The sequence below is a fragment of the Embleya sp. NPDC056575 genome (genome assembly GCF_042793325.1).
Taxonomy (GTDB): domain Bacteria; phylum Actinomycetota; class Actinomycetes; order Streptomycetales; family Streptomycetaceae; genus Embleya.
This window is the reverse complement of sequence record NZ_JBHTVA010000044.1, coordinates 1-25,200: the sequence shown is the minus strand read 5'-3', so window position 1 is coordinate 25,200 and position 25,200 is coordinate 1. Positions and strand designations below refer to the sequence as shown.

General features: G+C 73.8%; 25 protein-coding genes. 14 read left to right on the top strand and 11 right to left on the bottom strand.

Going from position 1 to position 25,200, the window contains the following annotated elements; translation table 11 throughout:
• Nucleotides 1–265: 265 nt before the first annotated feature.
• Together ACFRCG_RS30495 and ACFRCG_RS30490 are read left to right on the top strand one after the other, a co-directional pair.
• Nucleotides 266–2,263: a CocE/NonD family hydrolase gene (locus ACFRCG_RS30495; RefSeq protein WP_380037340.1), complete on the top strand. Its 1,998-nt coding sequence runs from the start codon at nucleotides 266–268 to the stop codon at nucleotides 2,261–2,263.
• Nucleotides 2,264–2,444: 181 nt separating this feature from the next.
• Complete coding sequence (locus ACFRCG_RS30490) at nucleotides 2,445–5,708, top strand: BTAD domain-containing putative transcriptional regulator (RefSeq protein WP_380037338.1); 3,264 nt, start codon at nucleotides 2,445–2,447, stop codon at nucleotides 5,706–5,708.
• Here ACFRCG_RS30490 and ACFRCG_RS30485 read toward each other — a convergent pair.
• On the bottom strand, nucleotides 5,705–6,115 hold the full coding sequence (locus ACFRCG_RS30485) for a VOC family protein (protein WP_380037336.1): 411 nt from the start codon (nucleotides 6,113–6,115) through the stop codon (nucleotides 5,705–5,707). The genes ACFRCG_RS30490 and ACFRCG_RS30485 overlap by 4 nt on opposite strands.
• Nucleotides 6,116–6,171: 56 nt before the next feature.
• On the opposite strand from ACFRCG_RS30485, the gene ACFRCG_RS30480 reads away from it, so the two are divergent.
• Nucleotides 6,172–6,615, top strand: coding sequence for a MarR family winged helix-turn-helix transcriptional regulator (locus ACFRCG_RS30480; protein ID WP_380037334.1), 444 nt, complete (start codon nucleotides 6,172–6,174; stop codon nucleotides 6,613–6,615).
• 134 nt (nucleotides 6,616–6,749) lie between these two features.
• Nucleotides 6,750–7,352 carry a hypothetical protein gene (locus tag ACFRCG_RS30475; RefSeq protein WP_380037332.1) on the top strand — a complete coding sequence of 201 codons (603 nt, stop codon included), beginning with the start codon at nucleotides 6,750–6,752 and terminating at the stop codon, nucleotides 7,350–7,352.
• Nucleotides 7,353–7,401: 49 nt separating this feature from the next.
• Here the strand turns inward: ACFRCG_RS30475 and ACFRCG_RS30470 are convergent, their stop codons facing one another.
• On the bottom strand, nucleotides 7,402–8,568 hold the full coding sequence (locus ACFRCG_RS30470; RefSeq protein WP_380037330.1) for a pyridoxal phosphate-dependent aminotransferase: 1,167 nt from the start codon (nucleotides 8,566–8,568) through the stop codon (nucleotides 7,402–7,404).
• Between the two features lie 84 nt (nucleotides 8,569–8,652).
• Here ACFRCG_RS30470 and ACFRCG_RS30465 point away from each other — a divergent pair, with 84 nt between their 5' ends.
• The 5 genes from ACFRCG_RS30465 (at nucleotide 8,653) to ACFRCG_RS30445 (ending at nucleotide 11,735) form a co-directional block, all read left to right on the top strand.
• The gene (locus ACFRCG_RS30465; protein ID WP_380037328.1) at nucleotides 8,653–9,189 is read left to right on the top strand and encodes a helix-turn-helix domain-containing protein; all 537 of its coding nucleotides are present in this window, start codon (nucleotides 8,653–8,655) and stop codon (nucleotides 9,187–9,189) included.
• A 94-nt stretch (nucleotides 9,190–9,283) separates the two neighbouring features.
• Nucleotides 9,284–10,405 carry a hypothetical protein gene (locus ACFRCG_RS30460; protein WP_380037326.1) on the top strand — a complete coding sequence of 374 codons (1,122 nt, stop codon included), beginning with the start codon at nucleotides 9,284–9,286 and terminating at the stop codon, nucleotides 10,403–10,405.
• Between the two features lie 108 nt (nucleotides 10,406–10,513).
• Nucleotides 10,514–10,885 carry a cupin domain-containing protein gene (locus tag ACFRCG_RS30455; protein WP_380037324.1) on the top strand — a complete coding sequence of 124 codons (372 nt, stop codon included), beginning with the start codon at nucleotides 10,514–10,516 and terminating at the stop codon, nucleotides 10,883–10,885.
• A gap of 128 nt (nucleotides 10,886–11,013) precedes the next feature.
• On the top strand, nucleotides 11,014–11,196 hold the full coding sequence (locus ACFRCG_RS30450; protein WP_380037322.1) for a hypothetical protein: 183 nt from the start codon (nucleotides 11,014–11,016) through the stop codon (nucleotides 11,194–11,196).
• 179 nt (nucleotides 11,197–11,375) lie between these two features.
• A complete protein-coding gene (locus ACFRCG_RS30445; protein ID WP_380037320.1) occupies nucleotides 11,376–11,735 on the top strand; it encodes a GNAT family N-acetyltransferase in 360 nt (119 codons plus the stop codon).
• Nucleotides 11,736–11,785: 50 nt separating this feature from the next.
• On the opposite strand, the gene ACFRCG_RS30440 is transcribed toward ACFRCG_RS30445, so the two are convergent.
• Entirely contained in the window at nucleotides 11,786–12,424 is a 639-nt protein-coding gene (locus ACFRCG_RS30440; protein ID WP_380037317.1) for a LysE family translocator, read from the bottom strand.
• A 121-nt stretch (nucleotides 12,425–12,545) separates the two neighbouring features.
• On the bottom strand, nucleotides 12,546–13,463 hold the full coding sequence (locus ACFRCG_RS30435) for a DMT family transporter (RefSeq protein ID WP_380037315.1): 918 nt from the start codon (nucleotides 13,461–13,463) through the stop codon (nucleotides 12,546–12,548).
• Between ACFRCG_RS30435 and ACFRCG_RS30430 the strand changes: the two genes are divergently transcribed.
• Nucleotides 13,462–14,892, top strand: a complete 1,431-nt coding sequence (locus tag ACFRCG_RS30430) for a PLP-dependent aminotransferase family protein (RefSeq protein ID WP_380037312.1) — start codon at nucleotides 13,462–13,464, stop codon at nucleotides 14,890–14,892. The genes ACFRCG_RS30435 and ACFRCG_RS30430 overlap by 2 nt on opposite strands.
• Before the next feature lie 72 nt (nucleotides 14,893–14,964).
• Here the strand turns inward: ACFRCG_RS30430 and ACFRCG_RS30425 are convergent, their stop codons facing one another.
• Complete coding sequence (locus tag ACFRCG_RS30425) at nucleotides 14,965–15,342, bottom strand: VOC family protein (protein ID WP_380037310.1); 378 nt, start codon at nucleotides 15,340–15,342, stop codon at nucleotides 14,965–14,967.
• Between the two features lie 232 nt (nucleotides 15,343–15,574).
• Between ACFRCG_RS30425 and ACFRCG_RS30420 the strand changes: the two genes are divergently transcribed.
• On the top strand, nucleotides 15,575–17,041 hold the full coding sequence (locus tag ACFRCG_RS30420) for an MFS transporter (RefSeq protein WP_380037308.1): 1,467 nt from the start codon (nucleotides 15,575–15,577) through the stop codon (nucleotides 17,039–17,041).
• Nucleotides 17,042–17,080: 39 nt separating this feature from the next.
• On the opposite strand, the gene ACFRCG_RS30415 is transcribed toward ACFRCG_RS30420, so the two are convergent.
• The 3 genes from ACFRCG_RS30415 to ACFRCG_RS30405 form a co-directional block, all read right to left on the bottom strand.
• Nucleotides 17,081–17,650, bottom strand: a complete 570-nt coding sequence (locus ACFRCG_RS30415) for a GNAT family N-acetyltransferase (protein ID WP_380037306.1) — start codon at nucleotides 17,648–17,650, stop codon at nucleotides 17,081–17,083.
• A 210-nt stretch (nucleotides 17,651–17,860) separates the two neighbouring features.
• Nucleotides 17,861–18,640, bottom strand: a complete 780-nt coding sequence (locus ACFRCG_RS30410; protein WP_380037304.1) for an SDR family NAD(P)-dependent oxidoreductase — start codon at nucleotides 18,638–18,640, stop codon at nucleotides 17,861–17,863.
• A gap of 92 nt (nucleotides 18,641–18,732) precedes the next feature.
• On the bottom strand, nucleotides 18,733–19,950 hold the full coding sequence (locus ACFRCG_RS30405; protein WP_380037302.1) for an MFS transporter: 1,218 nt from the start codon (nucleotides 19,948–19,950) through the stop codon (nucleotides 18,733–18,735).
• 64 nt (nucleotides 19,951–20,014) lie between these two features.
• On the opposite strand from ACFRCG_RS30405, the gene ACFRCG_RS30400 reads away from it, so the two are divergent.
• A complete protein-coding gene (locus tag ACFRCG_RS30400) occupies nucleotides 20,015–20,404 on the top strand; it encodes a MerR family transcriptional regulator (RefSeq protein ID WP_380037300.1) in 390 nt (129 codons plus the stop codon).
• 368 nt (nucleotides 20,405–20,772) lie between these two features.
• Here the strand turns inward: ACFRCG_RS30400 and ACFRCG_RS30395 are convergent, their stop codons facing one another.
• A complete protein-coding gene (locus ACFRCG_RS30395; RefSeq protein ID WP_380037298.1) occupies nucleotides 20,773–21,147 on the bottom strand; it encodes a MerR family transcriptional regulator in 375 nt (124 codons plus the stop codon).
• Between the two features lie 171 nt (nucleotides 21,148–21,318).
• Nucleotides 21,319–22,083 carry an SDR family NAD(P)-dependent oxidoreductase gene (locus tag ACFRCG_RS30390; protein ID WP_380037296.1) on the bottom strand — a complete coding sequence of 255 codons (765 nt, stop codon included), beginning with the start codon at nucleotides 22,081–22,083 and terminating at the stop codon, nucleotides 21,319–21,321.
• A gap of 175 nt (nucleotides 22,084–22,258) precedes the next feature.
• Between ACFRCG_RS30390 and ACFRCG_RS30385 the strand changes: the two genes are divergently transcribed.
• On the top strand, nucleotides 22,259–23,311 hold the full coding sequence (locus ACFRCG_RS30385) for a 2-dehydropantoate 2-reductase (RefSeq protein ID WP_380037293.1): 1,053 nt from the start codon (nucleotides 22,259–22,261) through the stop codon (nucleotides 23,309–23,311).
• A 30-nt stretch (nucleotides 23,312–23,341) separates the two neighbouring features.
• Here the strand turns inward: ACFRCG_RS30385 and ACFRCG_RS30380 are convergent, their stop codons facing one another.
• A complete protein-coding gene (locus tag ACFRCG_RS30380; RefSeq protein ID WP_380037291.1) occupies nucleotides 23,342–24,340 on the bottom strand; it encodes a LysR family transcriptional regulator in 999 nt (332 codons plus the stop codon).
• 132 nt (nucleotides 24,341–24,472) lie between these two features.
• On the opposite strand from ACFRCG_RS30380, the gene ACFRCG_RS30375 reads away from it, so the two are divergent.
• Nucleotides 24,473–25,168, top strand: a complete 696-nt coding sequence (locus ACFRCG_RS30375) for a type 1 glutamine amidotransferase domain-containing protein (protein ID WP_380037288.1) — start codon at nucleotides 24,473–24,475, stop codon at nucleotides 25,166–25,168.
• The last annotated feature ends 32 nt before the right edge of the window (nucleotides 25,169–25,200 follow it).

The following is a 25,200-nucleotide window of genomic DNA, read 5'->3' as shown; positions in this document are numbered from 1 at the left end:
CCCGGGGGGGGCGCCGGGGGGGGGGGGGGGGGGGGGCGGCGCCGGGGGCGCCCCCCCCCCCCCCCCCCCCGGGGTTGTGTTGGCGGCCCCCCCCGGCCCCCCCCCCCCCACGCCCCGGTTGGATCCACCCTCGCTGCACCCTCGCTGCACCCTCGTTACACCCCCATCCACCCCGATCCACCGTCCCCGACGAAACACGCGCCATCTTCGTCCGTTTCATCCGTTTTTGTTCATTTTCACCCTCGCGTGACCTTTGGAGGTCAGGGTGTCCGTCCACATCCGCAGACAGCGGGCCACTCGGCAAGCCGCGTCCAGACGCCGCCTCGTCGTGTCCCTCGGCTCGGTCCTCGCCCTCGTCGCCGCGCTGTTCGGCGCGGTCCCGGCCGGCTCGACGCCCGCCGCCGCGACGCCGCTCGTGCAGGGCAGCGTCGCGCAGTACGGCGTCGCCACACAGCTCAACGTCCCCGTCACCATGGCCGACGGAACCGTGCTCCGGGCGGACGTCCGCACGCCCGCCGGCGCCGGCACCACCACCCCCGCCGCCGGGTCGTTCCCGGTGCTGCTGACCCAGACCCCCTACGGCCGGGGCGGTGTCGAGGCCGAACTGTCCTGGTTCACCCAGCGCGGCTACATCACCGTCAGCGCCGACGTGCGCGGCACCGGCACCTCGGCCGGCTCCTGGTCGCCGTGGGCGCCGATCGAGGGCCAGGACGGCGCCGCACTGGCCGGCTGGGCCGCCGCGCTGCCGCACGCCGACGGCAAGGTCGGCCTGTACGGCGGCTCGTACGCCGGCATCAACCAGATCATGACCGCCGCCGCCGTCGGCCCGAACTCGCCGATCAAGGCGATCTTCCCGCTCGTGGCGGGCAACGACCTGTATCGCGAACTGGTCACCATGGGCGGCATCCCCGACTCCCAGTTCATGTCCTTCTGGCTCACCTACACCGGCATCTCGCACATGACCGCGCCGCTGGCCGAGGCACTGCGCGAGGGCTCGACCCAGAACATCCTGGACACCCTCACCCTGGAGATCCAGCACCTCGGCGGCGTCGCCCAGTCCAACCTGCCCATCCTCACCGGCCTGCTCGGCGGCGGCGCACAGGCCTACGACGGCACCTTCTGGCAGCAGCGGCGCCCCGCCGACATGCTGGCGAGCGTGGTCGCCAACGGCGTGCCGGCGTTCCTCGTCGGCGGCTGGTACGACCTGTTCCAGCGCGGCGCGTTGATGAACTACGCCGGACTGCAGAACGCGTGGGCCGGTCGCCCGGTCGGCGCGCCGATGACCGCCGACCAGCCGGTCACCGACCGCTACCAGCTCCTGATGGGCCCCTGGTACCACGACCCGCGCCAGGACCCGACGCTCGACCTGCCCGCGCTGCACCTGCGCTGGTACGACAAGTGGCTCAAGGGCATCGACACCGGCATCACCGGCGCCGCGAACCCCAACCCGCTGCACGTGAAGGAACTGGGCACCAACCGCTGGCTGGACACCCGCGCCTACCCGTTCACCGGCGCCGACCCCACCCGCCTGTACCTGGACAAGGGCCGCACCGGCAGCGCCCCGGCCTCGGCCAACGACGGCGGGCTGAGCACGACCGCGCCCACCGCCAACGGCAGCGAGTGGATCAGCTGGACCGCCAACAACAGCCCGTGCACCCGTTCGACGGCCCAGTGGCTCGGCGGCTTCATCAAGGACCCGGCCTGTACCGACAGCAACACCGCGCGGGAGACCGGGACCGGCTCGCTCGTCTACACCACCGCCCCGATGACCGAGACCAAGGTGCTCGCCGGCCCGATCGGCGCGACCCTGTACGCCCAGTCCAACACTCCCGAGACGCACTGGGTGGTGACCGTCACCGACGTCGCCCCCGACGGCTCCTCGGTGCCGCTCAGCTCCGGCGCCCTGGCCGGCTCGCACCGCGCGATCGACCCGGCCAAGAGCTGGTACGCCCCGGACGGCAGCATGCTGATGCCGTACCACCCGTCGACCCAGGCGACCACCTCGTCCGTGCCGACGAACCAGGTCGTGCGCTACGACGTGGAGGTCTTCCCGACCTTCGCCTCGATCGCCCCCGGCCACCGGATCCGGGTGAACGTGACCACCGCGGACACCCCGCACCTGTCCGCCACGCTGACCCAGACGCCGGGCCTGCTCGCCGGCATCTGGCAGCTCAAGTCCGGTCCCGCCAACCCGTCTTCGGTCACCATTCCGCTGGCGCCGGCCTCGGCGTTCGGCACGGCGTGCACGAGCGTGTGCCCGTAGCGGTGACCGCTCGATGATCGCTCGATGACGGCATGATCCGCGCGCCCGGCCGGGGGAGGCATCCCCGACCGGGCGCGTGTCCGTGTGCCCGCCGCGCCGCTCGCGACCCGCGTCGCGCCGACCCGTGCCGCCCGCGACCACCGGTCGTCGGGCGGTTTCGCGGCTCTGGGATCCTGGGCGGATGCGCGTGGCACTGCTCGGGACGGTTCGGGCTCAGGGGGACGACGGGACACCGATCGAGATCGGGGGCGCGCGGCTGCGCATGTTGCTGGCCCGGCTCGCGCTGGACGCCGGGCACGTCGTGTCGGTCGACACCATCGTCGACGGGCTGTGGGGCACCGAACCCCTGGCGGACGCCGGCAACGCGGTCCAGACGCTGGTGTCGCGGTTGCGCAAGGTGCTGCGGCCGGCCGGGGTGTCCGTGGACCTGGTCGGCGGCGGCTACCGGCTCGCGCTGCGCCCCGAGGACGTGGACGTGCGCCGCTTCGAGGAACTGGCCGCGCGCGGTCGACGGGAGTTGGCGGCGGACCGCCCGGCCTCGGCGGCCCCGGTGCTGGCCGAAGCGCTGGCCCTGTGGGAGGGGCCGGCGCTGGGCGACCTGGCCGACGCGCCGTTCGCGCGCTCGGTCGCCGCCCGCCTGGACGGGTTGCGGGTGGACGCCGCCGAGGACCGGTTCGAGGCGCAACTGCGGCTCGGCCGGCACGCCGAGGTGCTGGCCGACCTGGAAGCGGCCTGCGCCGCGCACCCGTTGCGCGAGCGCAGCGCGGCGATGCGGATGCGCGCGCTGTACGCGGCGGGCCGCCAGGCCGAGGCGCTGGCCGTGTTCGAGGAGGTACGCGGCCGGCTGGCCGGGGAGTTGGGCGTGGACCCCTCGCCCGAACTGCGCGAGACCCATCTCGCGGTGCTGCGCGGCGAGTTGGCTGGCCCCGTCGCCGCCCGTCCCGAGCCGGTCGCGGATCACCTGCCGACCCGGCTGACCGGCTTCTTCGGCCGCGACGCGGAACTGGGGCTGCTGGCCGAGCTGATGGCCGGCTCGCGCCTGGTCACCCTGGTCGGCGCCGGCGGCGCGGGCAAGACCAGGTTGTCCGTGGAGGCGGCGAGCCGGCATCCGGCCCACGGGCGCGGCCGGGTCTGGTTCGTACCGCTCGCCGGCGTGCGCGGCGCGGACGGCGTGCTCGACGCGGTGTCGGCCGCGCTCGGCTCCTGGGACCTGCGCTCCTCCGACGCCCGCCCGCGCCGGACCGGCTCGCCGCTGGAGCGGGTGGCCGAACTGCTCGACGTGGGCGAGGCCGTACTGGTCCTGGACAACTGCGAGCACCTGGTCGACGCGGCGGCGGAGTTGGCCTACGGCCTGCTCGACCGGTTGCCGCGGTTGACCGTGCTGGCCACCAGCCGCGAGCCGCTGGGGATCACCGGCGAGGCGCTGTGCCGGGTCGGGCCGCTGCCGGTACCGGTGCCGATCCCCGAGCACGGCGCCGCGCCGGACCCGGACACGGTCGCGCGGGCCGCGTCGGTACGGCTGTTCCTGGACCGGGCCGCCGCCGTGCGGCCGGGCTTTCGACTGGACGCGGCCACGATCGGCCCGGTGGTGGAGATCTGCCGGCGCCTCGACGGGATGCCGCTGGCCCTGGAGTTGGCCGCGGCCCGGCTGCGGGCGATGAGCGTGGAACAGATCGCCCGGCGGCTCGACGACCGGTTCCGGCTGCTGAACGCGGGCAGTCGGGCCGAGGCGCCCCGGATGCGCACGTTGCACGCGGTGGTGGAGTGGAGCTGGGACCTGCTCGCCGAACCGGAGCGTATGCTCGCCCGCCGGTTGGCGGTGTTTCCCGGCGGGGCGACCGTGGACGCGCTGGAAGTGGTGTGCGCGGGCGGGGATTTGGCCGTGGACGACGTCTTCTACGTGCTCGGCTCGCTGGTGGAGAAGTCGATTGTGGACGCGGTCGGCGACGGCGAACCGCGCTACCGGATGCTGGAGACGGTACGCGCCTACGCGGCGGAGCGGTTGGACCGCGCCGGCGAACGTGCCGAGTTCGCGGCCCGGTTCGAGCGCTGGTGCCTGGACCTGGCGGAGCGGCACGACCCGCTCCTGCGCACCGCCGCACAGTTGCACGCGCTGGCGGTCCTGGACGCCGAGTACGCCAACCTGACGGCCGCGCTGCGCGCCACGCTGGACGCGGGCGCGGCCGAGCCCGCCGCGCGGTTCGCCGCCGCGCTGTTCTGGTACTGGGGCATTCGCGGGATCGGCGCGCCGTTCGAGACGATCGTCCCGGAGGTGCTGGGCTTCGGCGACGCGCTGCCCGAGGCCGCGCGGGCCGCGTTCGGCGCGATGCACGTGCTGGCCGCGATCACCGTGCCCCGGCTCGCGGACAGCGAGGAGTTGCGCGCGGCGCTCGCCGAGTGCGCCCGGACGGACGTGGTCGCGCGTTATCCCGCGCTCGCCGTCGGGCTGCCGCTGGCCGCGTTCCTGTCCGGGAACGTCGAGGTCGGCGAGCGCGAACTGGCCCGGATGTCGAACGGGTCCGACCCGTGGGCCCGGGCATGCGCGCACTGGGCGACGGACTTCGTGTGCAGCGACCGCGGCGACTGGACCTCCGGCGCGTCCGCGCGGGCCGAGGCGCTGCGCGGATTCCGGGCACTGGGCGAGCGGTGGGGCCTGGCGTCGGTGTCGATGGCCGTCGGCTCGCACCACTCGATCCGCGGCGAACACGCGCCGGCCGTCGCCGCCTTCGAGGAAGCGGTGGCGCTCATGGCCGAACTCGGCTCCGAGGACGACCTGGCCATGTACCGGGGCATGCTCGCGGCGGAGCGGATGCGCGCCGGCGACCTGGCCGGCGCGGAGCGCGAGTTGCGTGTCGCCGAGGCGCGGGCCCGGGAGCGCGGCCACCGGCACCTGGAGTTGACCGTGCTCTCCGGCCGCGCCGAACTGCACCGCCGGAGAGGCGATCTCGCGGCGGCCGAGGCGGTGCTCGATCGGCTGGACGTGCTCGCCGAGAGCCTGTCGCTGCCCGCCGAGATGGTCGGCGACCTGGTCGCCAAGGGCCGCGTGGCCACCCTCCTGGCCCGGGCCGCGAAAGGCGAGGGCGACGATGTGTCCACGCGGGTCCGGGAGTTGCTGGCGGCCACCGCGGCCGGCGCGATCCGGCGAGGCGATTTCGCCGACGTCGCGCCGACGGCGGAGCAACTCGCCGCGCTGTTGGAGGCGACGGGGCAGCCGGTCGACGCGGCCGAGGTGCTGGGCCTCGGCACGGCCCTGCGCGGGATCTTCGACGCGGGCAGCCCGGATCTGCGGGCCCTGGTCGACCGCCTCGTCGCGATCGTGGGCGAGGACGGCTACCGGGCGGCCTACGACCGGGGCGCGACGTCGGCCCGGGACGCGGCGGCGACCGCGCTGACCGCCCGGCTCACCCCCGAAGACCGCGCCGACGCGGCGCCGAACCGCCTCTAGTAGACCTGGAGTTCGATCAGGTTGCCGTCCGGGTCGCGGATGTGGGCGCTGTGCAGGGTGGGGCCCCAGGCCGGGCGGTGGGTGGGCGGTGTGACGGGGCGGGCGCCGTGCGCCAGGCACAGGGCGTAGCCCGCGTCCAGGTCGGTGACCCGGCCGACCAGCATGGTGCGGTCCCGGGTCGGGCCCGGGGCGGCGGCCGGCAGACCCTCGGTGCCGACCACCGAGGCGAGCATCGCCCGGTCGAACAGGGCCAGCACCCCCTCGGTGCCCACGTCCCAGCTCGCGTACGGGCCGTTCTCGTCGCCCCCGGCCCGGGTGGCGCCGATCAGCTCGGGCAGCACCGCGTCGTAGAAGCGGAAACACTCGGTGAACCGGTCGACGAGCAGGCGCGGGTGAAGGGCGTCCATCGGAACTCCTATTCATAGGTGTACACCAATGATTAGGGTGACCCTACAATAACGTCATGGACGAGACCACACCCCCGACGCTGACCGCGCTCAGCACCTACCTGCTCTCTCGCGTCGGCAAGGCGGCCCGGAGCCGGCTCGGCGAGCAACTGGCGCTGCGGGGGCTGCGGTTGTGGCACACGGCCGTGCTCGCCGCGCTGGCCGACTTCGGCGCGCACGCCCAGCGCGACCTGGCCGCACGCCTCGGGATCCATGCCAGCGACGTGGTCAAGGTGCTCGACGAGCTGACCGCCGCCGGCTGGGTGGAGCGCACGCGCGATCCGGCCGACCGGCGCCGGGTGCGGGTCACGCTCACCCCGGCCGGGCGCGCCGCGCTGGCCGAGCAGGAGGCGGCGGCGCGCGCGGTACAGGAGGAGATCCTGGCCCCGCTGGACGGCGGGGAACGTGCGCTCCTGCACGACTTCCTGCTCCGGATGCACCACGAACTGCCGCCGCGCTGATCCGAAACCGGGCGGCGCCCGCGCTCCGGGACGCCGATTTGGCCTGCGGATTCAAAGTGTGTTCGAGTATCCGGGCATGGGCATGATCCGGTGCAGTGGCCGGACGAAGATCACGCGCTCGGAGAGGAACGCCAGTGAGCGATCGCGGGATCCGGGAGTACGGCCTCGACGGGGAGTTGGCACGTGTCGCGGGTGTCGAGGTCCGACTCGTCGTGGACGGATTCGCGGCCTGGGGCCTGGAGTGGGTCGACGGGCCCACGGTGGACCGGATGCGTGCCCACGTGGCCGCCGTACGGGCCGGCCGGCGCGGCATCGCGCCGCCCGAACACCGGCTCGACTACCGACGCCGGCAGAGCCCGCGCGCCTGGGCCGCGCGGGCCGTCGCCGCCATGCGGGACGTGAGTTCGGTCCGGGCGGTGGCCGCCGGCGCGGCGCTGCGGCGCAACCACCCGGCGGGCCGGAACCGGCGCCCCGGCGCGCTCCGGCCGGAGGACCACGCGCTGCTCGACCTGGTGCAGCGGCTGTACGAGGGCAGCGCCGACCCGGAGCGGGCCGACCGGCCGGAGGACGAGCCGCTGATACGGCGGCTGCTGGCCGAGGGCAACCAGTCCAGGGAGGCGATGTGCCGCATCCTCAACGACGCCGACCCGGAACTCGGCTTCGGCGCCGCCGATCTGCGCCGCACCGAGTCCGGCAGGCCGATCCTGCGCCTGGTGTCGGAGGATTCGAGCCGCTGAGGAGCGCGCCCGGCGAGCCCGCCGTGTCCGCCGCACCCGCCCCGCCCGCTCAGCCGAACGCCGCCACGAACCGCGTGCGCAGGTCGTCCAGCCGCTCGGTCGGCTCGTTGGCGAACACCAGGCGCAGGTACGTATCGCCCGCCGGCCCCCACCCGTTCATCGGCGTGGCCGCGACCCGGCCGAGCCGGAACAGCCGTTCGGCGGCGGCCTCGGGCGACAGACCCATCGCGACGGTGTCGACCAGCAGCGACCAGCCGCCGTGCGGGCGGACGCACGGATAGTCGGCGAGCCGGTCGAGGATCGTCGCGCAGCGGCCCTGCCAGATCGCGGTCGCCGCGGCGACGTCGGCGTCGGCGTCCGGTGCGGACAGCGCGGCGGCGACCGCCTCCTGGGCGATGCCGACCGGGCACACCACATTGCTCAGGCCGACGAGTTTGACGTCGGCCATCAGCTCGGCGGGGCCGACCACCCAGCCGACCCGCCAGCCGATCATCCGCAGCTCCTTGGAGGCCGCGCCGCAGGTGACCGTGCGGTGGGCCAGGCCCGGATGCGCGGCGGGGTGGTCGGGGGCCCTGCCGTCGAAGCGGATGCGCTCCATCGCCGCGTCGTAGATCACCCAGCAGTCGTGCGCGGCGACCGCCCGGGCCAGCGCGTCCCAGTGGTCGCCGTCGAGCAGCGCGCCGGTGGGCATCGCCGGCGCCATCACCAGCACGGCGGCGGTGTTCGGGCCGACGGCGGCGGCGAGTTCGTCCGGATCGGTGTGCCAGCCGGCGGCGCTCGGCCGGCACGGCACATGGCGCGGGACGCCGCCGGCGAGGCGGATCCGGTTGACCAGGCCGGCGTAGATCGGGTCGGCGATCACCACCTCGCGCCCGGGCTCGACGGTGGCGAGCAGCACGTCGAGCACGCCGTTGAGGCCACCGGCCGCGTTGACCACCTCGGTGTCCGGGTCGTACGCGCGCCCCGCGATCCGGCCCACGTGCGCGGCGACGGCCGCACGCAGCCGCGCCGAGCCGTGGAACGGCAGGTAGCTGTTGGCGGCGTCGTCGTCGATCGCGGCCCGAGTGGCGGCCAGCGCCACGGCCGGCGGGCGGATGTCGGTGTCCAGGTTCTCCAGGCGCAACAATTCCGGGTCGTGCGCGGCGTCGGCGGCGTCGCCGACCTTGTCCACGCCGATGCCCGGGATGTGCCGGAGACGGGTTACCCGAGTGACCATGATCCCGATCTCCTTCGAACGTGCCGGTAAACTGGTACGTCGGTCCAGCATAATGAACGCCATGACCATCGCAAGGGAAACCGCATGACCATCGCGCGCGACATCGGCAACAACATCCGCGTGCTGCGCGAGGCGGCCGGCCACTCGCTCGCCGACCTCGCCGCGAGCGCCGGGCTGAGCAAGACCACGCTGCACGGCATCGAACAGGGCGAGGCCAACCCGACGCTCAGCACACTGTGGGCGCTCGCCGCCGCGCTGGACGTGCCGCTGGGCGGCCTGCTCGACGGCGGCGCGTCGGCCGTCACGGTGGTCCGGGCCGACCAGGGCCCGACGGTGCGCGGCGACGCGGTCCGGGCCCGCCTGCTGCACCGGGTGCACGTGCGCGGCTGGGTCGAGCTGTACGAACTCGACGTGGACGCCACCGAACAGGCGTCCGACCCGCACCGGCTCGGCGTGGAGGAGTGCCTGCTGGTCACCGAGGGCCGGGTGGAGACCGGACCGGCCGCCGATCCGCGGGAGTTGGCGGCGGGCGACTCGATCCGCTTCGACGCGGCCCGACCGCACGTGTACCGGGGGCTGGACGAGCACAATCGGGCGGTGCTGCTGATGGTGCATCACTGACCCCGGGGCCCGCGCCGCCGGATTCGGGCGGGGTTACCGTACTGTGACCAACGTTCGTCGTATCACAGCGAGTTCGGGGCGATTGACTCCCGCTATGGCATCCTCTTTCGTCCCCGGGGATCCGGTTCGGCCGGACCTGCCGGGACCCTTCCACATCGGCACCATCGAGTTCCCGTTCTGGACCGGTGGGCCGGGGTTCACCCTCGCCAAGATCAGCTACCCGGCCGAATACGACGGCTGGCTGGCCCCGGCCGACCCGTCCGAGGATTCGTACCCGTCGGTGATCATGGCGCCCGCGACCTGGACCGGTTCGAACATGTACGACTGGTTCACCGACTACGTGGTGCGGCACGGCTACATCGTCTTCCGCTATTTCCCGGAGAACATCCTCGCGCTCGACCCGCACATGCACGCGGACACCATCGGTGACGCCATCGACAAGCTGCTGGACATCGACGACGACCGGTTCAACCCGCTGCGCGGCCTGATCAAAAGGGACGCGTTCGCGGCGGTCGGGGTGTCCCTGGGCGGGGCCGGCGCGCTGCTCGCGGCGGCGCGGGACAGGCGCATCCGCGCGGTGCTGGGCTTCGCGCCGGGCCGCAACGTGAAGCAGGCCGCGTTGTACGCGGGGATCGACGTCGAGATCCGCACGGTGGCCACGCCCACGCTGATCGTGTCCGGCCAGAACGACCGGATCTCCCCCGGATCGGGGCTGCACTACCTCGACCTGGTTCCGCGCGGCTACAAGGCGTACGTCGAGATCTCCGGCGGGAACCACGTGCAGTTCCTCGACCCGTGCGACGTGGACATCCACCTGCCCGGACTGCCTCGGGACGGCAAGCCCTCGATCACCTTCGCCGAGCAGCACGCGATCACCAACGTGTACGCGACCGCCTTCCTGCACGCGGCGCTGAAGGGATACGGCCACTGCGAGGCCCACGTGTCCGGCGCGGACGCGCTGCTGGCGCTGGCGAGCGGCGTACTCTCCGACCTGCGCTCGGAGGCGGGGCCGCTGCCGCTGCCGTTCCCGGCCGCGCCGGCGGGGGTACGCGGCGCGGCGGCGGCAGCGGTGCCGGCGGCGGTCTCCGGCGACCTCGTCGGCGCGGCCGGCACGGTGGCATCGGCGCTGGCGCTCCGGGTCAACGGGCTCGTGCGGGACCTGGCCCGAGGGGTGGAACGGGTCACGACGGAGGTGGAGAAGCGCATCGCGCGCTAGCGGGGGCGAAGGCCGGTCGGCGCTCGCCCATTCGGTGTCGTTCGGTCCACCGGGTGTTTCCGGCCTTCGAGCGGCGTCGACCCTGAACTCATGGGTGACCGTGAACCGATGACCAAAGCCGTGCTCGTGCCCGCCGGTGCCGACCTCGTCGGTGCGCAGGGCATCCGGATCAGTGAACGCGTGTCCACCGCGACGGTGGGCTCCGGGCGCCTGTGCGGCTTCTTCGCCACGCTCGGACCGGGCGAGCGTACGGCCGTGCACCACCACGCGGGGGAGGAGACCATCGTGCTGCTCACCGCCGGCAGTTGCGACGTCTTCTCCGGCGACGGGCTGAGCGGCGGAGTGCACATGCGGGTGGGCGACGTCGTGTTCATCCCGTCGGGCTGCGTGCACCAGGTGCTGGCCGGGCCGCACGGGTTCACCGTCTTCGAGGTCAGATCGGGCGGCACGGACCGGACCGAACTGGTCGACCCCGCCTGACCGCACACGCGTTCGCCGACCGAGCCGCCCGGTGCGGGGGTGTCGGGGCGGCACCACGCCTGGCACCCTGGGGGTCGGGCCGCGAAGTCGCGGGTGCCGCACGGGGTTACGGAGATGAGGAGACGTCGATGACGAAGTCCTTGATCGACGAGATCGGCCGGGAGCGGGCCGCGGAATTGGCGACCAGGGCCGTCGAGAAGGCCGTCGCGGAGCTGCACGCGGCGGGTCTGCCGGCCATCGGTGGGGAGAACGGGCGGGTCTACAAGGTGTACCCGGACGGGACCAAGGTGTACCTCGACGAGGAGGAGTGACGCGCGGATCCCGTCGGCGGGATCGCGTGGAGCGGCCCGCGGGTCCCGCTCGCCGGGTCGATACGGTGGGGGTTCGCGAGCGGCGATCGGTGCGGCCGAGGGGCGTGCGCGTGGGTCCGGGTCCCCGGGCCGTCGACCCGACCGTTCGACCGTTCGATCGTGAGCCTGGAGGCAGCAGCATGGAAACGCGCGTCGTCGACAACCCGGCGAAGTCTCGCTACGAGATATTCATCGCCGCCGACAACGCCGCGGAGGGCGCGTCGGGCCCGGTCGCGCCGCCGCTGCGGGCCGGCGAACTCGCGGGCTTCGCCGAATACTTCGTCAGCGGCGACGAGGTCGCCTTCACCCACACCGAGATCGAACCGCGCTTCGGCGGCCGGGGACTCGGCGGACGGTTGACCCACGCGGCGCTGGACGCGGTGCACGAGCGGGGCTTGGCGGTGCTGCCGTACTGCTCGTTCATCCGCGACTGGATCGCCAAGCACCCGGACTACACCCACCTGGTCCCGGAGGACCGCCGCGACGCCTTCGGCTTGTAGGCCCCGGCCGCGGCGGACGGCGGTCCCCTCCGAACCCGACCGTCCCGCCTCTACGACTCCACGGCCATCCGGATGCCCAGGGCGACCATCACCCCGCCGGACGTCTGCTCCAGCCGGCGCCGCACCGCGGCCCGGCCGAGCACGGTGCGCATGCGGCCGACGAACCATACGTACAGGCCGTAGAAGCCGATCTCGAAGGTGGCCCAGATCGCGGCCAGCACGACCATCGAGGGCAGTTGCGGCGAACCGCTCGGGACGAACTGGGGCAGGAACGACATCGCGAACACCGCCGCCTTCGGGTTGGCCAGGTTCAGCGTCAAGGCCGCCCGATAGGCCCGCCACCCGCCGCCCGACTCCTCCTCGCCCGCCGCCCCCTCGGCCGCGGCGGTGAACCCGGTCAGCCCGTCCCGCCGCGCCGCCCGGATGGCCTGCACCCCGAAACCGACCAGCACCACGGCCCCGACGACGCGCATGATGTCGTAGGCGAGTTGCGACGCCGCCAACAACCCGGTCAGCCCGAAGGCCGCCGCGAGCCCCCAGAGGAACACCCCGCTCTCGTTCCCGAGCACGGCCGCGAACCCGGCCCGCCGACTTCGCAACGAATGCCGAATGATCAATACCGAACTCGGCCCCGGGCTGGCCGCGATCAACGCACAGGCACCCAGAAACGCCAACAACGTATGAGTCATCCGGGCATCCTGACCCCGAGACGACCCGCCCGGCCACCCATTTCCCCCCGGCCCCGGCCCCGCCCCGACGCCGACCGCCCCGGCCCTTCGCGGCGCCGGGACGGCGTGCCGGTTCGATTCGCTATTCGTCCGCCATGCGTCGCGCTGTCGATCTCGTGCGCTGGGTGAGGACGATGCAGGCCAGGACGGCGAGGGCGGTGAGGGGCGTCGAGGGGGTCAGGGTCTCGTTCAGGATCAGTACCGCCCAGAGCAACGTCAGCAGCGGTTGGGCCAGTTGCAGTTGGCTGGCGGCCGGGACGCCGATGCTCGCCATGCCCCGGTACAGCACCACGAAGCCGAGGAACTGCGAGACGGCCGCGAGGTACAGCACGCCGGCGACGCCGTGGCCGCCGAGGTGGACCGGCTCGGTGGCCAGGCCCGCCGCGGCGGTCGCCGCGGTGAACGGCGACGCCGCCACCACGCCCCACGCGATCACCTGCCACCCGGGGAGGTGTCCGGCCAGTCGGCCGCCCTCGGCGTAGCCGGCCGCGCACAACACCAGGGCCGCGAACAGGTACCCGTCCGCCAAGCCGATGCCGCCGCTGCTGCGGGTCAGCGCGAAGGCCAGGACCACCGCGGCCCCCGCGAGCGCCGCCGCCCAGAAGGTCCGGCTCGGCCGCTCGCCGGTGCGCAACACCGAGCACACCGTGGTGGCCAGCGGCAGCAGGCCGATCACCACCGCGGAATGCGCGGTCGACGAGGTCTGCAGCGCGAGCGTGGTGAGCAGTGGGAAGCCGAGGACGCAGCCGACGGCGACCACGACCAGGCCGAGCCGGTCCGCCCGACCGGGCAGCGGCGCGCGTACGGCGAGCAGGGCCGCCCCGGCGAACAGCGCGGCGAGCAGACCGCGCAGACCCGTGACGCTCCACGGGCCGAAGCTCTCCAGGGCCCAGACGGTGGCCGGGAAGCTGAGCGAGAAGGCCAGGATCGCCAGTGCCGCCAGGGCCGTTCCGCCGACCGCTACCGACGCCGGGCGGATAGCGCTATTCTGTGCTGTCATGCACAACAGTAGCGGTGCGGTCGATCTGGTGGCACTTCTGCGTGGTGAGTTGGACCGCTACTCGGTCGGTGAGAAGCTGCCGTCCAGTCGTTGGCTCGTCGAGCGCCATCGGGTCAGCCCGGTGACCGTCTCCCGCGCGATGGCCACACTCGCCGCCGAGGGCTTGGTCGTCTCCCGCCCCGGTGCCGGCGTCTACCGCGCCGATCCCGCCCGCCCGGTGCCGGCGACCGGCGACACCTCCTGGCAGGAGGTCGCGCTCAGCGCCGAACCGGGCCTCCCGCCCCGGCGCAGCCCGGACGCGACCGGTGTGTTGTCCGCGCTCGCGGTGGCCCCGCCCGAGGTGATCGACCTCAACAGCGGCTACCTGCACCCGACGCTGCAACCCGAGCGCGCGCTGGCCACCGCGCTGTCCCGGGCCGGCCGGCGCCCCGGCGCGTGGGAGCGACCGCCCATCGAGGGCCTGACCGAGCTGCGTGCCTGGTTCGCCCGGGACATCGGCGGTGCGGTCGCCGGCTCGGATGTGCTGATCACCGCCGGCGGGCAGAACGCGCTGACCACGGCGCTGCGTTCACTGGTCGCGCCCGGGTCGCCGGTACTGGTCGAATCGCCGACCTACCCCGGCATACTGGCCGTCGCCCAGGCCGCCGGGCTGCGCCCGGTGCCGGTGCCGGTGGACGCCGACGGGGTGCGTACCGATCTGCTCGCCGACGCGTTCGCGGCCACCCGGGCCCGCGCGTTCGTCTGTCAGCCGCTGTTCCAGAATCCGACCGGGACGGTGCTCGCCCCGGAGCGGCGCGCGGAGGTGGTGCGCATCGCGCACGCGGCGGGCGCGTTCGTCCTGGAGGACGACTTCGCCCGCCGGCTCGTACACGGCGACGCGCCGCCGCTGCCCGCGCCGTTGGCCGCCGACGACCCGAACGGCGTGGTGGTGCACATCCGTTCGCTGACCAAGGCCGGCTCGCCCAGCCTGCGGGTCGCCGCCCTCGCCGCACGCGGCCCGGCGTTCGAGCGGCTGCGCGCCGTCCTGGCGGTGGACAGCTTCTTCGTGCCGCGCGTGCTCCAGGAGACCGCCGTGCAACTGGTCGGCGCCCCGGGCTGGCCGCAACACCTGCGCACGCTGGGCATCGCGCTGCGCGATCGACGCCGGGTCGTGGTCGACGCGCTGACCCGGCTGCTGCCCGAACTGCTGCCGGCCCGACTGCCGTACGGCGGCTACCACTTCTGGCTGCGGCTGCCCGACGGTCGGGACGTCCGGGCGCTGACCTCGGCCGCACTGCGCGCGGGCGTCGCGGTCACGCCCGGACCGGGCTACTTCACCGCCGAGCCCCCGGCCCCGTACCTGCGCGTGGGGTACGCGTACGCCGAGGGCCCGGAGCGGCTCGTCGAGGGCGTGGAGCGGCTGTATCGGGCCTACACCGGGCGCGCTTGAGGGCCGCGCCGGGCCGGGCCGACCGGGGGCATGCTTCGGAACCACCCCCGCCTCGCCCATCGACCGCCACGGTCAGGTGTACGGCCGGGTGATGATCTCCATGTTGTGGCCGTCCGGGTCGGCGAAGAACGCGCCTCGGCCGCCGTTCCACGTGTTGATCCGTCCGGCCAGGCGCCGGTCCGGGTCGGCGTACACGGTCACCCCGGCGCGGCGCAGCCGGTCCACGATGGCGTCGAACTCGGCCTCCTCGACCAGGAACGCGTAGTGCTGCGGGGTCACCCGCTCCTCGGGCGCGTCCCAGAAGTCGAGGGTGACCCCGTTCGCCGTGCCCACCGGGAGGAACGGGCCGTAGGGTGTGCCGACGGTCAGACCCAGGACATGCGCCAGGAAGGCGGCGGAGCGGCGCTTGTCGGTGGCGACGACGATGGTGTGGTTGAGCTGTACCGGCATCTCGACTCCTCGGCTGGGCGGCGCGTCGGGGGGTCGGCCCGCGCCGTGTTCCCCCGATCCTCGATCGCCGGGCGACCGGCCGGCAGAGACCCGGACATCCAGGGACCGGCGATCCCAGGGTGGGCGCTCCACTGCTGCGCGGGGCGTGGTCGTGGCAGCGTTCGGCGAGTCACCGCCGGCGCCTTTCGGACGGACACCGGCGACCCCCCTCGCCCTGCCCGGAAGGCTTGCCATGCCCGCATCCGATACGGCTCCCGGTCTCCGCCGACCCGGCGCCGCCCTGGCGTTGCTCGCTTTCGCGAGTCTGATCACCTCGCTCGACTACAACATCGTGTATGTCGCGCTGCCCGACATCGGCGCGGGCGTCGGCTTCTCGGCGCAGACCCTCCAGTGGGTGGTGAGCGCGTATGCGGTGGTCTTCGGCGCGTTTTTGCTGCTCGGCGGTCGGATGGCCGATCTGCTGGGCCGGCGGCGGATGTTCGTGCTCGGCCTGGGCCTGTTCGCGGTCGCCTCCCTCGCGGGCGGGCTGGCCGGCGTCCCCGGAACGCTGATCGCGGCCCGCGCCGGGCAGGGCCTGGGCGCCGCTCTCCTCTTCCCCGCCACGTTGTCCCTGGTCAACACCATGTTCGCGGAGGGCCCGGCGCGCAATCGGGCGCTTTCCGTGTGGGCCGCGACCGGCTCCGGCGGCCTGATCCTGGGTTCGCTGCTCGGCGGCGTACTCACCCAGGCGCTGGGCTGGCAGGCGGTGTTCTTCGTCAACGTGCCCCTGGCCGGCTGCGCCGCGCTGCTCGCGTTCGTCGCACTGCCGGCCGATCCGGAGCGCACCGTCGGCCGCCGCTTCGACGCGCCCGGAGCGCTGACCGCGACGGTCGGCTCCACGTCGATCGTGTTCGCCCTCGTGCAGGGACCCGAACAGGGCTGGAGCTCACCGCGCGTACTCGCCGCCGGCGCGGTCGGGATCGTCGCCCTCGCCGGGTTGTCGCCGATCGAGCGGCGCACCGCCGACCCGCTGATGCCGCCGCACCTGCTGCGCAACCGCGACCTGGGCACCGGGATGGCCGTGACGTTCCTGTTCATGGCCACGCTCGGCACCCTGCCGTACTTCCTGACCGTCTACTTTCAAGGTGTACACGGGTATGGCGCGCTGCGCACCGGCTTCGCGTTCCTGATCCCGCTGGGTGGGGGCTTCGTCGGCTCGCTGCTCGGCGGGCGGGCGGCGACCCGGTTCGGCGTACGGTCCACACTGCTCGTCGGTCTGGCCGCGAGCGCACTCGGCCTGGTGGCGATCGGCCTGGGTATCTCCGCACACGGCGCCTACCTCGACCTGGTTCCCGGCCTGCTGGTCTTCGGGCTCGGCCAAGGCGTCGTCTACACCACGATGTTCGCCGCCACCGCGACCGGAGTGCCGGCCCCGGAGCAGGGCGTGGCGTCGGGGATGGCGTCCACGGGGCAACAGGTCGGCGGTGCGATGGGCCTGGCCGTCCTGGTCGCACTGGCCAACTCCGGGACGGGCGGCGGCCGAAGCGGTGAGGCGCTGCGGGTGGCGACCGCACACGGCCTGCGCGTCGCGGTGTTCGGCGCGGCCGTCGGTGCGGGGGTGGCCGCGCTGTTCGCGCTGAACTTCCGCCGGGCGGGGAACGGCGACCGGGCGGCGGAGCGGGATTCGGCCGCCGAGGGTTCCCGGGCCGGCGCGTCCTGACCACGGGCGAGTCGGCCGCACGGCCCGGGACGGGGCAGGTCAGGTGGTCGGGATGCGATCGGCCGGGACCTCGTAGATGATTTCGAGCCCGTCCTCCTCGTCCATCTGCTCGCCCTTCTCGACGAAGCCGAAGCCCTTGATGGTCGCGAGCGACGCGTGGTTGTCGGGGGAGATGGTCACCCGGACGACCCGCACGTCGGGCTCCTCGGCCGCGCGTACGAGCAGCGACCCGAGCATCGCCCGCGCGTAGCCTCGGCGGCGTGCCTCCGGCACCACGGTGTAGCCGATCTCCACCATGCCGTTCCCATCCGGCGGCCCGTGGTAGCCGGCGTAGCCGACCACCGCGCTGTCCGGTTCGGAGACCGCCGCCCGGACCAGCCACGGGGCGCTCGCCGGGTCGGCGGTCACCTGGTCGAAGCGGTATCGCCACAGCCGGCGCGCCTGTTCGGACACGAAGAACTCGGGCAGGTCGAGGCCGGTCTGCTCGCGGGCCTCGGCCAGGTCCCCGGCCAGCAGGGCGGTCAGCGGTCGGCCGACCAGCGGGATCCAGCGGACGTGCCGCTCGGGGGTGGTGGACGGGGGGCGGGAGGCATCGACGGGATTGTTCACCAGCGGATCATCGGCGACGGTCGACCGGCCGTCCACCGCATTTCCCGTCGCCCCTGCCGCAATCGCCCGTCCGGGCGAGGGCCGCCTCGCGTCGGCCCTCGCCCGCGCCCGCTCGCGCCGGTCCTCGCTCGCGCCGGGACAGGCAGCCGTCGCGGCGACAGGCCGCTCCCGCACCGGTCCCGGGCCTTCACCCCGCCGAGCCCGAAGGGCTCAATGCACCGAGAGTCCGCCGTCGACGAAGATCGACTGGCCGGTGACATACGCCGAACCGGCACTCGCCAGGAACACCGCGGCGGCGGCGAAGTCCTCGGCCACGCCGTTGCGTCCGACCATGGTGCGAGCGGCCAGCGCGGCGACCCGCTCCGGGTCGGAGGACAGTCGGGCGTTGAGCAGGGTCATCACGAACCCCGGCACCAGCGTGTTGGCGGTGACGCCGTGCGGGGACCAGGCCTCGGCCTGGGAGCGGGCCAGCGACTCCAACCCGCCCTTGGACACGCCGTAGACGCCGCTCTGCACGAACGCGCGGTGTGCCTGCTGCGAGGAGACGTGGATGAGCCGGCCGTAGCCGCGCTCGGCCATGCCGGGTCCGAACCGCTGCCCGAGCAGGTAGGGCGCCGTCAGGTTCACCGCCATCGTGGTGTCCCACACGTCGTCGTCGATGTCGCCCATCGGCGGGCGCAGGTTGATCCCGGCGCTGTTGACCACGATGTCGGGTTCACCGAAGATCTCGGCCGCCGCGTCCGCCGCGGTCCGTACCCCGGCGCGGCTGCCCAGATCGGCGCTCACCCAGGCCGCCTTGGCTCCCCGGCCGGTCAACTCGTCGACGGTGGCCACCAGTTCGGCCTCGCGCCGGGCGAGGACCACGACACTCGCGCCCGCCCGGGCGAGCGCCCCGGCGATGGCCCGGCCGATGCCGGAGCTGCCGCCGGTCACCACGGCGACCCGGCCGTCCAGCGAGAACAGTTCGGAGAGATATCCCTGCGCGCTCATGTCCGCACCCTAGTGACCCGACCCCCGTCGTGAAGGCGGGGGTCGGGTCGGATCGTCGGGAGTGTCGCGGCGGTGTCGTCGAGCGCCCCGGATCACTCGCCGAAGGCGCCGCGTCGGGCCGGGAAGCCGTGCGCACGGGCGCCGATCACCACGGCCAGGACCGGAACGAGCAGTACCAGCACACTCCACGGGAAGGACGTGGCGCCGAGCGCGTCGAGCAGGATCGCGCCGACCACACCGCCGCCGGCCATCGCCACGTTCCACAGCGTGACGAGCACGGCCTGCGCCGCGTCCGCGTCCTCGCCGCCCGCCTCGCCGACGGCGGTCTGGAGGAGCGTGGGTGCGCCGCCCCAGCCCAGACCCCACAGGATCGCCGCGAGGTAGACCATGGCGTGGCTGTCGGAGAGCACCGCGAGCACCCCGGCTCCGGCGGCGAACACCAGCGTGGCGGCGATGGTGAGCGCGCGCAGCCGGCCGTGGATGTGCGCGCCGACGATCCAGATGCTCACCAGCGACGCGCCGCCGAATACGAGCAGGACCAGGTCGGTGGAGCCGTCCATGTCGACGTGGTCGAGGTAGGAGGCGATGTAGGTGTAGAGGATGGTGTGCGCCAGTACGAACACCAGCGTGACGAACAGGACGGGGCCCACCCCGGGAATGGCCACCGTGCGCAGCAGGGGCTTACGTTCGTCCGGGCGTTGGCCGGGGTGGTCGGGGACGAGCGCGACGATCCAGGCGATCAACAGTACGGCCAGCGCGGTCATGATCCAGAAGGTGGTGCGCCAGCCGAACGCGTCGCCGAGGAAGGTGCCGGCGGGTACCCCGAGGGACAGCGCGACGGGGATGCCGGCCATCACGACGGCGATCGCCCGGCCCTGGAGGTGCGGGGGTGCCAGGCGGCGGGCGTATCCGGCCAGCAGCGCCCAGGCGACGCCCGCGGCCACGCCGGCCACGAAGCGGGCGACCATGGTGAGCGGGTAGTTCGCCGAGACCGCGGTGACCGTGTTGGCCGCCGCGAAGCCGCCCATCGCGGTCAGCAACAGCCGCTTGCGACGCCACCCGGCGGTGGCGGCCGACAGCGGGATCGCGGTCAGCGCGGTACCGATCGCGTAGATCGTCACGGATTGGCCCATCGCGGATTCGCCGACCCCGAGGTCGGAACTCATCGCGGGCAGCACCCCCGCCGGCAGCGTCTCGGTCAGGCTGGTCGTGAACACCGCGGTGGCCAGTGCCAACAGCGCGCCCATCGGCAGCTTTCGGTGGGCGATCGTGGTGTGGGAAGGTGATTGTGCGGTGATGTCGTTGCTCATGCTGCGTATGCTCGAACCCTCACATTGATGTGAAGGTCAAGCGACGAGACGTGAGGTGGATCACATGCGTATCGGAGAGTTGTCGGAGCGCACCGGTACCCCCCGACGACTGCTGCGCTACTACGAGGAACAGGGCCTGATCGTCGCCGATCGTTCGGCGAACGGATACCGGGACTACGACGAGTTCTTCGTGGACCGGGTGATGCAGATCAGGGGCCTGCTCGACGCCGGGTTGCCGACCCGGATCATCCGGCAGATCCTCCCCTGCCTCGACAAGCCGAGGATCATCCACTTCCCCGACGCGACGCCGGAGATGATCGCCACGCTCGAACACGAGCGCGACCGGATGACCGAACGCGTCAACTGCCTGATCCGCAACCGAGACGCGATCGCCGAATACCTGGACGCGGTCCGCACCGACGACCGCTCCCTGGAACCGACAACGGCCTCCTGACCCGTACCGCCCCCGACCCGCACCGCTCGAACGCACACACCAACACCGTCCCCGGGCCGTCCCCCCGGGCCCCGAATCCCCTTGCCCACCCGCATCCGCCTCTTGTGAGCGTGACCAAGCCGGGCCGGGCCCCCGTCGCTGTGCGTCCTTCGGATCTCGCCGTGATCGGGCCGCGTCGGCCCCGGGCGGGCGGGTGACGTGCTCGTCGGTGAACTCGGATTGTCCGGGGCGCAGTCGTGCCGCTATTGCGGGTGCCCTGTTCGGTCGGCTCCAAGGCGGCGCGTTCGGCGTCGGTGAAGACGGCCGAGACGAGACAGCCCCGGCGGGTGTGACATCGCGGTTCCGGGTGGCGGCCGGCACCGGCGGCCCTACGCGCTGCGGATGCGTTCGACGCCCGCGCGGCGCAGGGCCGCGGCCAGGTTGTCGCGGGCCGTGGTCTGCGCGGCGATCCGGGCGTCCAGTACGGCCAGCCGATCGAGGGCGATGCGCAGGGCGGTGTCCGACGGGGGGCGGGCGGCGACGTCGACCCCGGCGTCCAGGCAGGGCAGGAACGCCCGTACGTCGTCCAGCGTCAGGCCGACGGCGAGCAGGTCCCGGATCGACCGGACCCGGGCCACCACCCGCGCGTCGTACTCCCGGTAGCCGTTCGCCGCCCGCGCCGACTCGATCAGCCCCGCCTGCTCGTAGTGCCGCAACGCGCGCGGGGTGGCCCCGGTCGCGTCCGCCAACTCCCCGATCCGCACCCGACCCTCCCGGCCCGCCTGGACGGGTCGGCACCCCGGCCCGATCCACCCGATCCTCGCACGGCGGGTACGGGACGGACCGGTCGAACCCCCGCCGTCGGCGGAACCGTTCGGGCCTTCCACCGGCCGGCCCCGCCCGGCCGGCCGGACCCAACCCACGCCGGGCACGCCCTAACCCACGACCGCGCCGCCGTCGACCGGGAGCACGATGCCCGTGACGAAGGACGCGCCCGGAGCGGTCAGGGCCGTGATGGCCCACGCGATCTCCTCCGGGGCGCCGATGCGGCCGAGCGGGGTGTGGGCCAGTTGCCAGGCGCGGATGGCGGCCTGCCGTTCGGGGCTCACCCCGTTGTGGTCGGCGATCGGGGTGCCGACCGCGCCGGGGGCGACCGCGACCACCCGTACGCCGCGCGGGGCCAGCTCGACCGCCCAGCTGCGGGTGAGCAGTTCGAGCGCGGTCTTGGTCGCGGCGTAGAGCGAGTTGCCCGGCCACGCGCGTTGGCCGACCGAGGTGGTGATGTTGACGATCACGCCGCCGGCGCGCTCCAGGAGGGGGAGTGCGGCCTGGGTGAGCAGGAGCGGGGCGATCAGGTTGGTGGCGAGCAGCGGGTCGATCGTGGTGCGGGTGTAGGCGCCCAGCCCGCCGATACCGACGATGCCGGCGTTGTTGACCAGGACGTCGAGCCGGCCGTGTGCCTCGGCGATGGCGCGGACGATGCGCTCGGGCTCGCCCTCGGCGGTGATGTCGGCGGTGAGCGGGGTGATCCGGTCGTGGCCCTCGGCGGTCTCGGCGAGGGGTTCGCGGCGACGGCCGACGGCGATCACGTGGGCGCCCTCGGCGGCGTACGCGCGGGCGGTGGCCCGGCCGATGCCGGTGCCGGCGCCGGTGATCAGCACGATGCGGGGGCCGGCGGTGGGGGTTTCGGTGGTGTCCATGCGGCGATGCTCCGACCCTGCCGCCAACGGCAGGGTCAAGCGCACATCGGCCCGGGCGGCACGTGGGCGACTCGCCCCGGACGCCTCGAACACGGGTGCGGTGCGGGGACGTACCCTTGCGGATTGGTCCCCTGGCCGGCCCCTGGCCCGCCCCACCCGTAGGCGGAGGTTGTAGATGTCCCAACCCGCTCCCCGTTCGCGGCCCCGTACCCGGATCGCGATCTTCGGCGCCGGCAGCATCGGCGGCTACCTGGGCGGTCGGCTCGCCGCATTCGCCGACGTCACGCTCATCGGCCGACCGGCCCTCGCCGACGCGCTCCGGGACGGGTTGACGGTGACGGGGGCGGGCCGGCCCCCGACGGTGGTCGAACCGGAGCGGCTGACCGTGGCCACCACGCCCGACGCGGTCGCCGGCGCCGACTTCGTGCTGGTCACCGTCAAGTCGGCGGCGACCGCCGAGGCCGGCCGGGAACTGGCGGGGCGGCTGAGCCCGGCCGCGCTCGTGGTCAGCCTGCAGAACGGCGTACGCAATCCCGCCGTGTTGCGCGCCGCGCTGCCCGCGCACACCGTGCTGGCCGGCATGGTCCCGTTCAACGTCGTCCGCACCGAGCCCGCCGTGTTCCACCAGGGCACCTCGGGCGCGCTGATGATCGACGCGAACCCCCGGGCGCTGTCGCTGGTCGACGTGCTGGTCGAGGCGGGCGTACCGATCCAGGTCCGCGAGGACATGCCCGAGGTACAACACGCCAAGCTGCTGATGAACCTGAACAACGCGATCAACGCGCTGTCCGGCCTGCCGCTGCGCGACCAACTCGGCCGGCGCGACTACCGGGCCTGCCTCGCGCTGTGCCAGGGCGAGGCGCTGGCCGCCTTCCGGGCCGCGGGCATCCACCCGGCCAAGCTCGGCCCCGCCTCCGCCGCGCGCACCCGACAACTGCTCTCGCTGCCCGACCCGCTGTTCCGCCGGTTGGCGAGTTCGACCCTACGGGTGGACGCGCAGGCGCGTTCCTCGATGTGGGAGGACCTGGAACGCGGCCGGCCCACCGAGATAGACAGCGTCCAGGGCGAGATCCTGGCCATCGCCGGGCGCAACGGCCTGACCGCTCCGGCCAACGCGCGCCTGATCGAACTGATCCGCGAGGCCGAGGCCGCCCCGCCGGGCGAATCCCGCCACTGGAGCGGCGCGGACCTGCTCGCCGAACTCACCCGGGCGGTCGCGGCGGCCTGATCGAGGCGGCTCGACCCATCGCGGCCCGCCTCACCACCCCCGTGCGGCCCGGATCAACCGCTGCTCCACCAGGCCCAGATGCGGGTGTTGCGCCGCGCCCGCACGGCGTACCAGGAAGCCGGTGTTGATCGGCGGGTCGTCGGGGGTGAGCAGCGGCACCAGCGCGCCGGTCGCCAGCTCGGCCGCGCACAGGTAGCGCGGCAGTACGGTCAGGCCCGCGCCGGCGACCACCGCGGCCAGTACGCCGCGCAGATCCGGGACGGTGATCGCGGCACGTTCGGTGAGCCGGGTGCCGAACACATGTCGCCAGTAGCGGCGGGCGATCGGCAGGTCCTCGGCGTAACTGACCAGCGGGATTCCGCGCAGCGCGGCGGGGCCCTCGGCGGCGATCCGCGCCGGGTCGACCCGGCGTGCCCACACCGGCGCCGCGACCAGCACGAACTCCTCGTCCATCAGCGGTACGGCGGCCAGCGTCCGGCCGCGCGGCCGGATCGTGGCCAGCACGAGGTCGTGCCGACCCGCGCGCAGCCCCTCGAGGAGGTCGTCGGTCAGCCCGGTGGCGATCCGCAGCAGCACGCCGCGTTCGATCAGCGGGACCAGCGCGGGCAGGACGAGCGTGCACAGGATGTCGGCGGGACCGGCAAGGTGCACCGGCTCGGCCGGCGGGTCGACGCCGAACCGGTCCGGCTCGGTCACCTCGGCGAGCGCGTCCAGCGGTGCCGCGACCCGCACCGCCAGGTCGTCGGCGACGGGTGTGGCCGCCACGCCCCGGGGCAGCCGCTCGAACAGCGTGCGACCCAGCCGCCGCTCCAGCGCCCGGATCTGGGTGGTGACCGTGGGCTGGGACAGGCCCAGGACCCGGGCGCCACCGGTGAACGAGCCGGCCCGGTGTACGGCCAGGAAGGTGCGCAGCAGGCTCAGGTCCAACGGGCCGCGCACGTCCGGTATCGCGGACGCCGGTGCCGGAGCGGGCGTCGGCTCCGACGCCCGCTCCGCGCTCACCGATCCATCGGAATTCGCATGGCTCATAAGGGAGAGCCTATTTGAACCCTGATGGGTAGGCGATCTACGTTCGACGCGACGGCGCGAGGGCGTGCCGGCCGATCGCACGAGGACGCCCGGGCACACCCCGCTCGGCCGCCTCGAATGGAGGGATGACAGATGGCGAAGATCCTGTTCGTGCTCACCGGGTCCGACCACTGGACGCTGGCCGACGGTACCCGGCACCCGACCGGCTTCTGGGCGGACGAGGCGGTCGCCCCGTTCGAGGCGTTCACCGCGGCCGGTCACGAGGCCGTGGTGGCCACGCCCGGCGCAGTGGTGCCGACCGTCGACGCGGCGAGCCTGGCTCCGGATGTGAACGGCGGTCCGGACGGGGCCGCGGAGGTCGCCGCGGGCCTGGACCGGTTCGCCGCGCTGCGTGCGCCGCTGGACCTGGCCGAGGTCGAACTCGCCGACTACGCCGCCGTGTTCTACCCGGGCGGACACGGGCCGATGGAGGACTTGGCGGTGGACGCGACGTCCGGCGCGCTGCTCGTCGCGGCGCTGGCCTCGGGCAAGCCGCTGGGTGTGGTCTGCCATGGGCCGGCGGCGCTGCTGGCCACGGCGGACGCGGACGGCACGTCGCCGTTCGCCGGCCGTCGGTTGACCGCGTTCACCAATGCCGAGGAGATCCAGGCGGGCTTCGGCGAGCGGGCGCACTGGCTGCTCCAGGACCGGCTGATCAACCTGGGCGTCGACTTCCGCGAGGGTGGCCCGTGGGCGCCGCACGTGGTCGTCGACGACAACCTGTACACCGGCCAGAACCCGGCCTCGGCGGCCCCGCTCGCCCGGGAGATCGTCAAGGCCCTGGGCTGACCCGGCCCGCGCGATACGGCCCGGGGCGTGGG

What these genes read in the sequence shown, in the direction of transcription:
- ACFRCG_RS30490 (WP_380037338.1), top strand. Translation starts at nt 2,445, where the DNA reads ATGCGCGTGGCACTGCTCGGGACGGTTCGGGCTCAGGGGGACGACGGG.
- ACFRCG_RS30485 (WP_380037336.1), bottom strand. Translation starts at nt 6,115, where the DNA reads ATGGACGCCCTTCACCCGCGCCTGCTCGTCGACCGGTTCACCGAGTGT.
- ACFRCG_RS30480 (WP_380037334.1), top strand. Translation starts at nt 6,172, where the DNA reads ATGGACGAGACCACACCCCCGACGCTGACCGCGCTCAGCACCTACCTG.
- ACFRCG_RS30470 (WP_380037330.1), bottom strand. Translation starts at nt 8,568, where the DNA reads ATGGTCACTCGGGTAACCCGTCTCCGGCACATCCCGGGCATCGGCGTG.
- ACFRCG_RS30465 (WP_380037328.1), top strand. Translation starts at nt 8,653, where the DNA reads ATGACCATCGCGCGCGACATCGGCAACAACATCCGCGTGCTGCGCGAG.
- ACFRCG_RS30460 (WP_380037326.1), top strand. Translation starts at nt 9,284, where the DNA reads ATGGCATCCTCTTTCGTCCCCGGGGATCCGGTTCGGCCGGACCTGCCG.
- ACFRCG_RS30455 (WP_380037324.1), top strand. Translation starts at nt 10,514, where the DNA reads ATGACCAAAGCCGTGCTCGTGCCCGCCGGTGCCGACCTCGTCGGTGCG.
- ACFRCG_RS30450 (WP_380037322.1), top strand. Translation starts at nt 11,014, where the DNA reads ATGACGAAGTCCTTGATCGACGAGATCGGCCGGGAGCGGGCCGCGGAA.
- ACFRCG_RS30445 (WP_380037320.1), top strand. Translation starts at nt 11,376, where the DNA reads ATGGAAACGCGCGTCGTCGACAACCCGGCGAAGTCTCGCTACGAGATA.
- ACFRCG_RS30440 (WP_380037317.1), bottom strand. Translation starts at nt 12,424, where the DNA reads ATGACTCATACGTTGTTGGCGTTTCTGGGTGCCTGTGCGTTGATCGCG.
- ACFRCG_RS30430 (WP_380037312.1), top strand. Translation starts at nt 13,462, where the DNA reads ATGCACAACAGTAGCGGTGCGGTCGATCTGGTGGCACTTCTGCGTGGT.
- ACFRCG_RS30435 (WP_380037315.1), bottom strand. Translation starts at nt 13,463, where the DNA reads ATGACAGCACAGAATAGCGCTATCCGCCCGGCGTCGGTAGCGGTCGGC.
- ACFRCG_RS30425 (WP_380037310.1), bottom strand. Translation starts at nt 15,342, where the DNA reads ATGCCGGTACAGCTCAACCACACCATCGTCGTCGCCACCGACAAGCGC.
- ACFRCG_RS30420 (WP_380037308.1), top strand. Translation starts at nt 15,575, where the DNA reads ATGCCCGCATCCGATACGGCTCCCGGTCTCCGCCGACCCGGCGCCGCC.
- ACFRCG_RS30410 (WP_380037304.1), bottom strand. Translation starts at nt 18,640, where the DNA reads ATGAGCGCGCAGGGATATCTCTCCGAACTGTTCTCGCTGGACGGCCGG.
- ACFRCG_RS30405 (WP_380037302.1), bottom strand. Translation starts at nt 19,950, where the DNA reads ATGAGCAACGACATCACCGCACAATCACCTTCCCACACCACGATCGCC.
- ACFRCG_RS30400 (WP_380037300.1), top strand. Translation starts at nt 20,015, where the DNA reads ATGCGTATCGGAGAGTTGTCGGAGCGCACCGGTACCCCCCGACGACTG.
- ACFRCG_RS30390 (WP_380037296.1), bottom strand. Translation starts at nt 22,083, where the DNA reads ATGGACACCACCGAAACCCCCACCGCCGGCCCCCGCATCGTGCTGATC.
- ACFRCG_RS30385 (WP_380037293.1), top strand. Translation starts at nt 22,259, where the DNA reads ATGTCCCAACCCGCTCCCCGTTCGCGGCCCCGTACCCGGATCGCGATC.
- ACFRCG_RS30380 (WP_380037291.1), bottom strand. Translation starts at nt 24,340, where the DNA reads ATGAGCCATGCGAATTCCGATGGATCGGTGAGCGCGGAGCGGGCGTCG.
- ACFRCG_RS30375 (WP_380037288.1), top strand. Translation starts at nt 24,473, where the DNA reads ATGGCGAAGATCCTGTTCGTGCTCACCGGGTCCGACCACTGGACGCTG.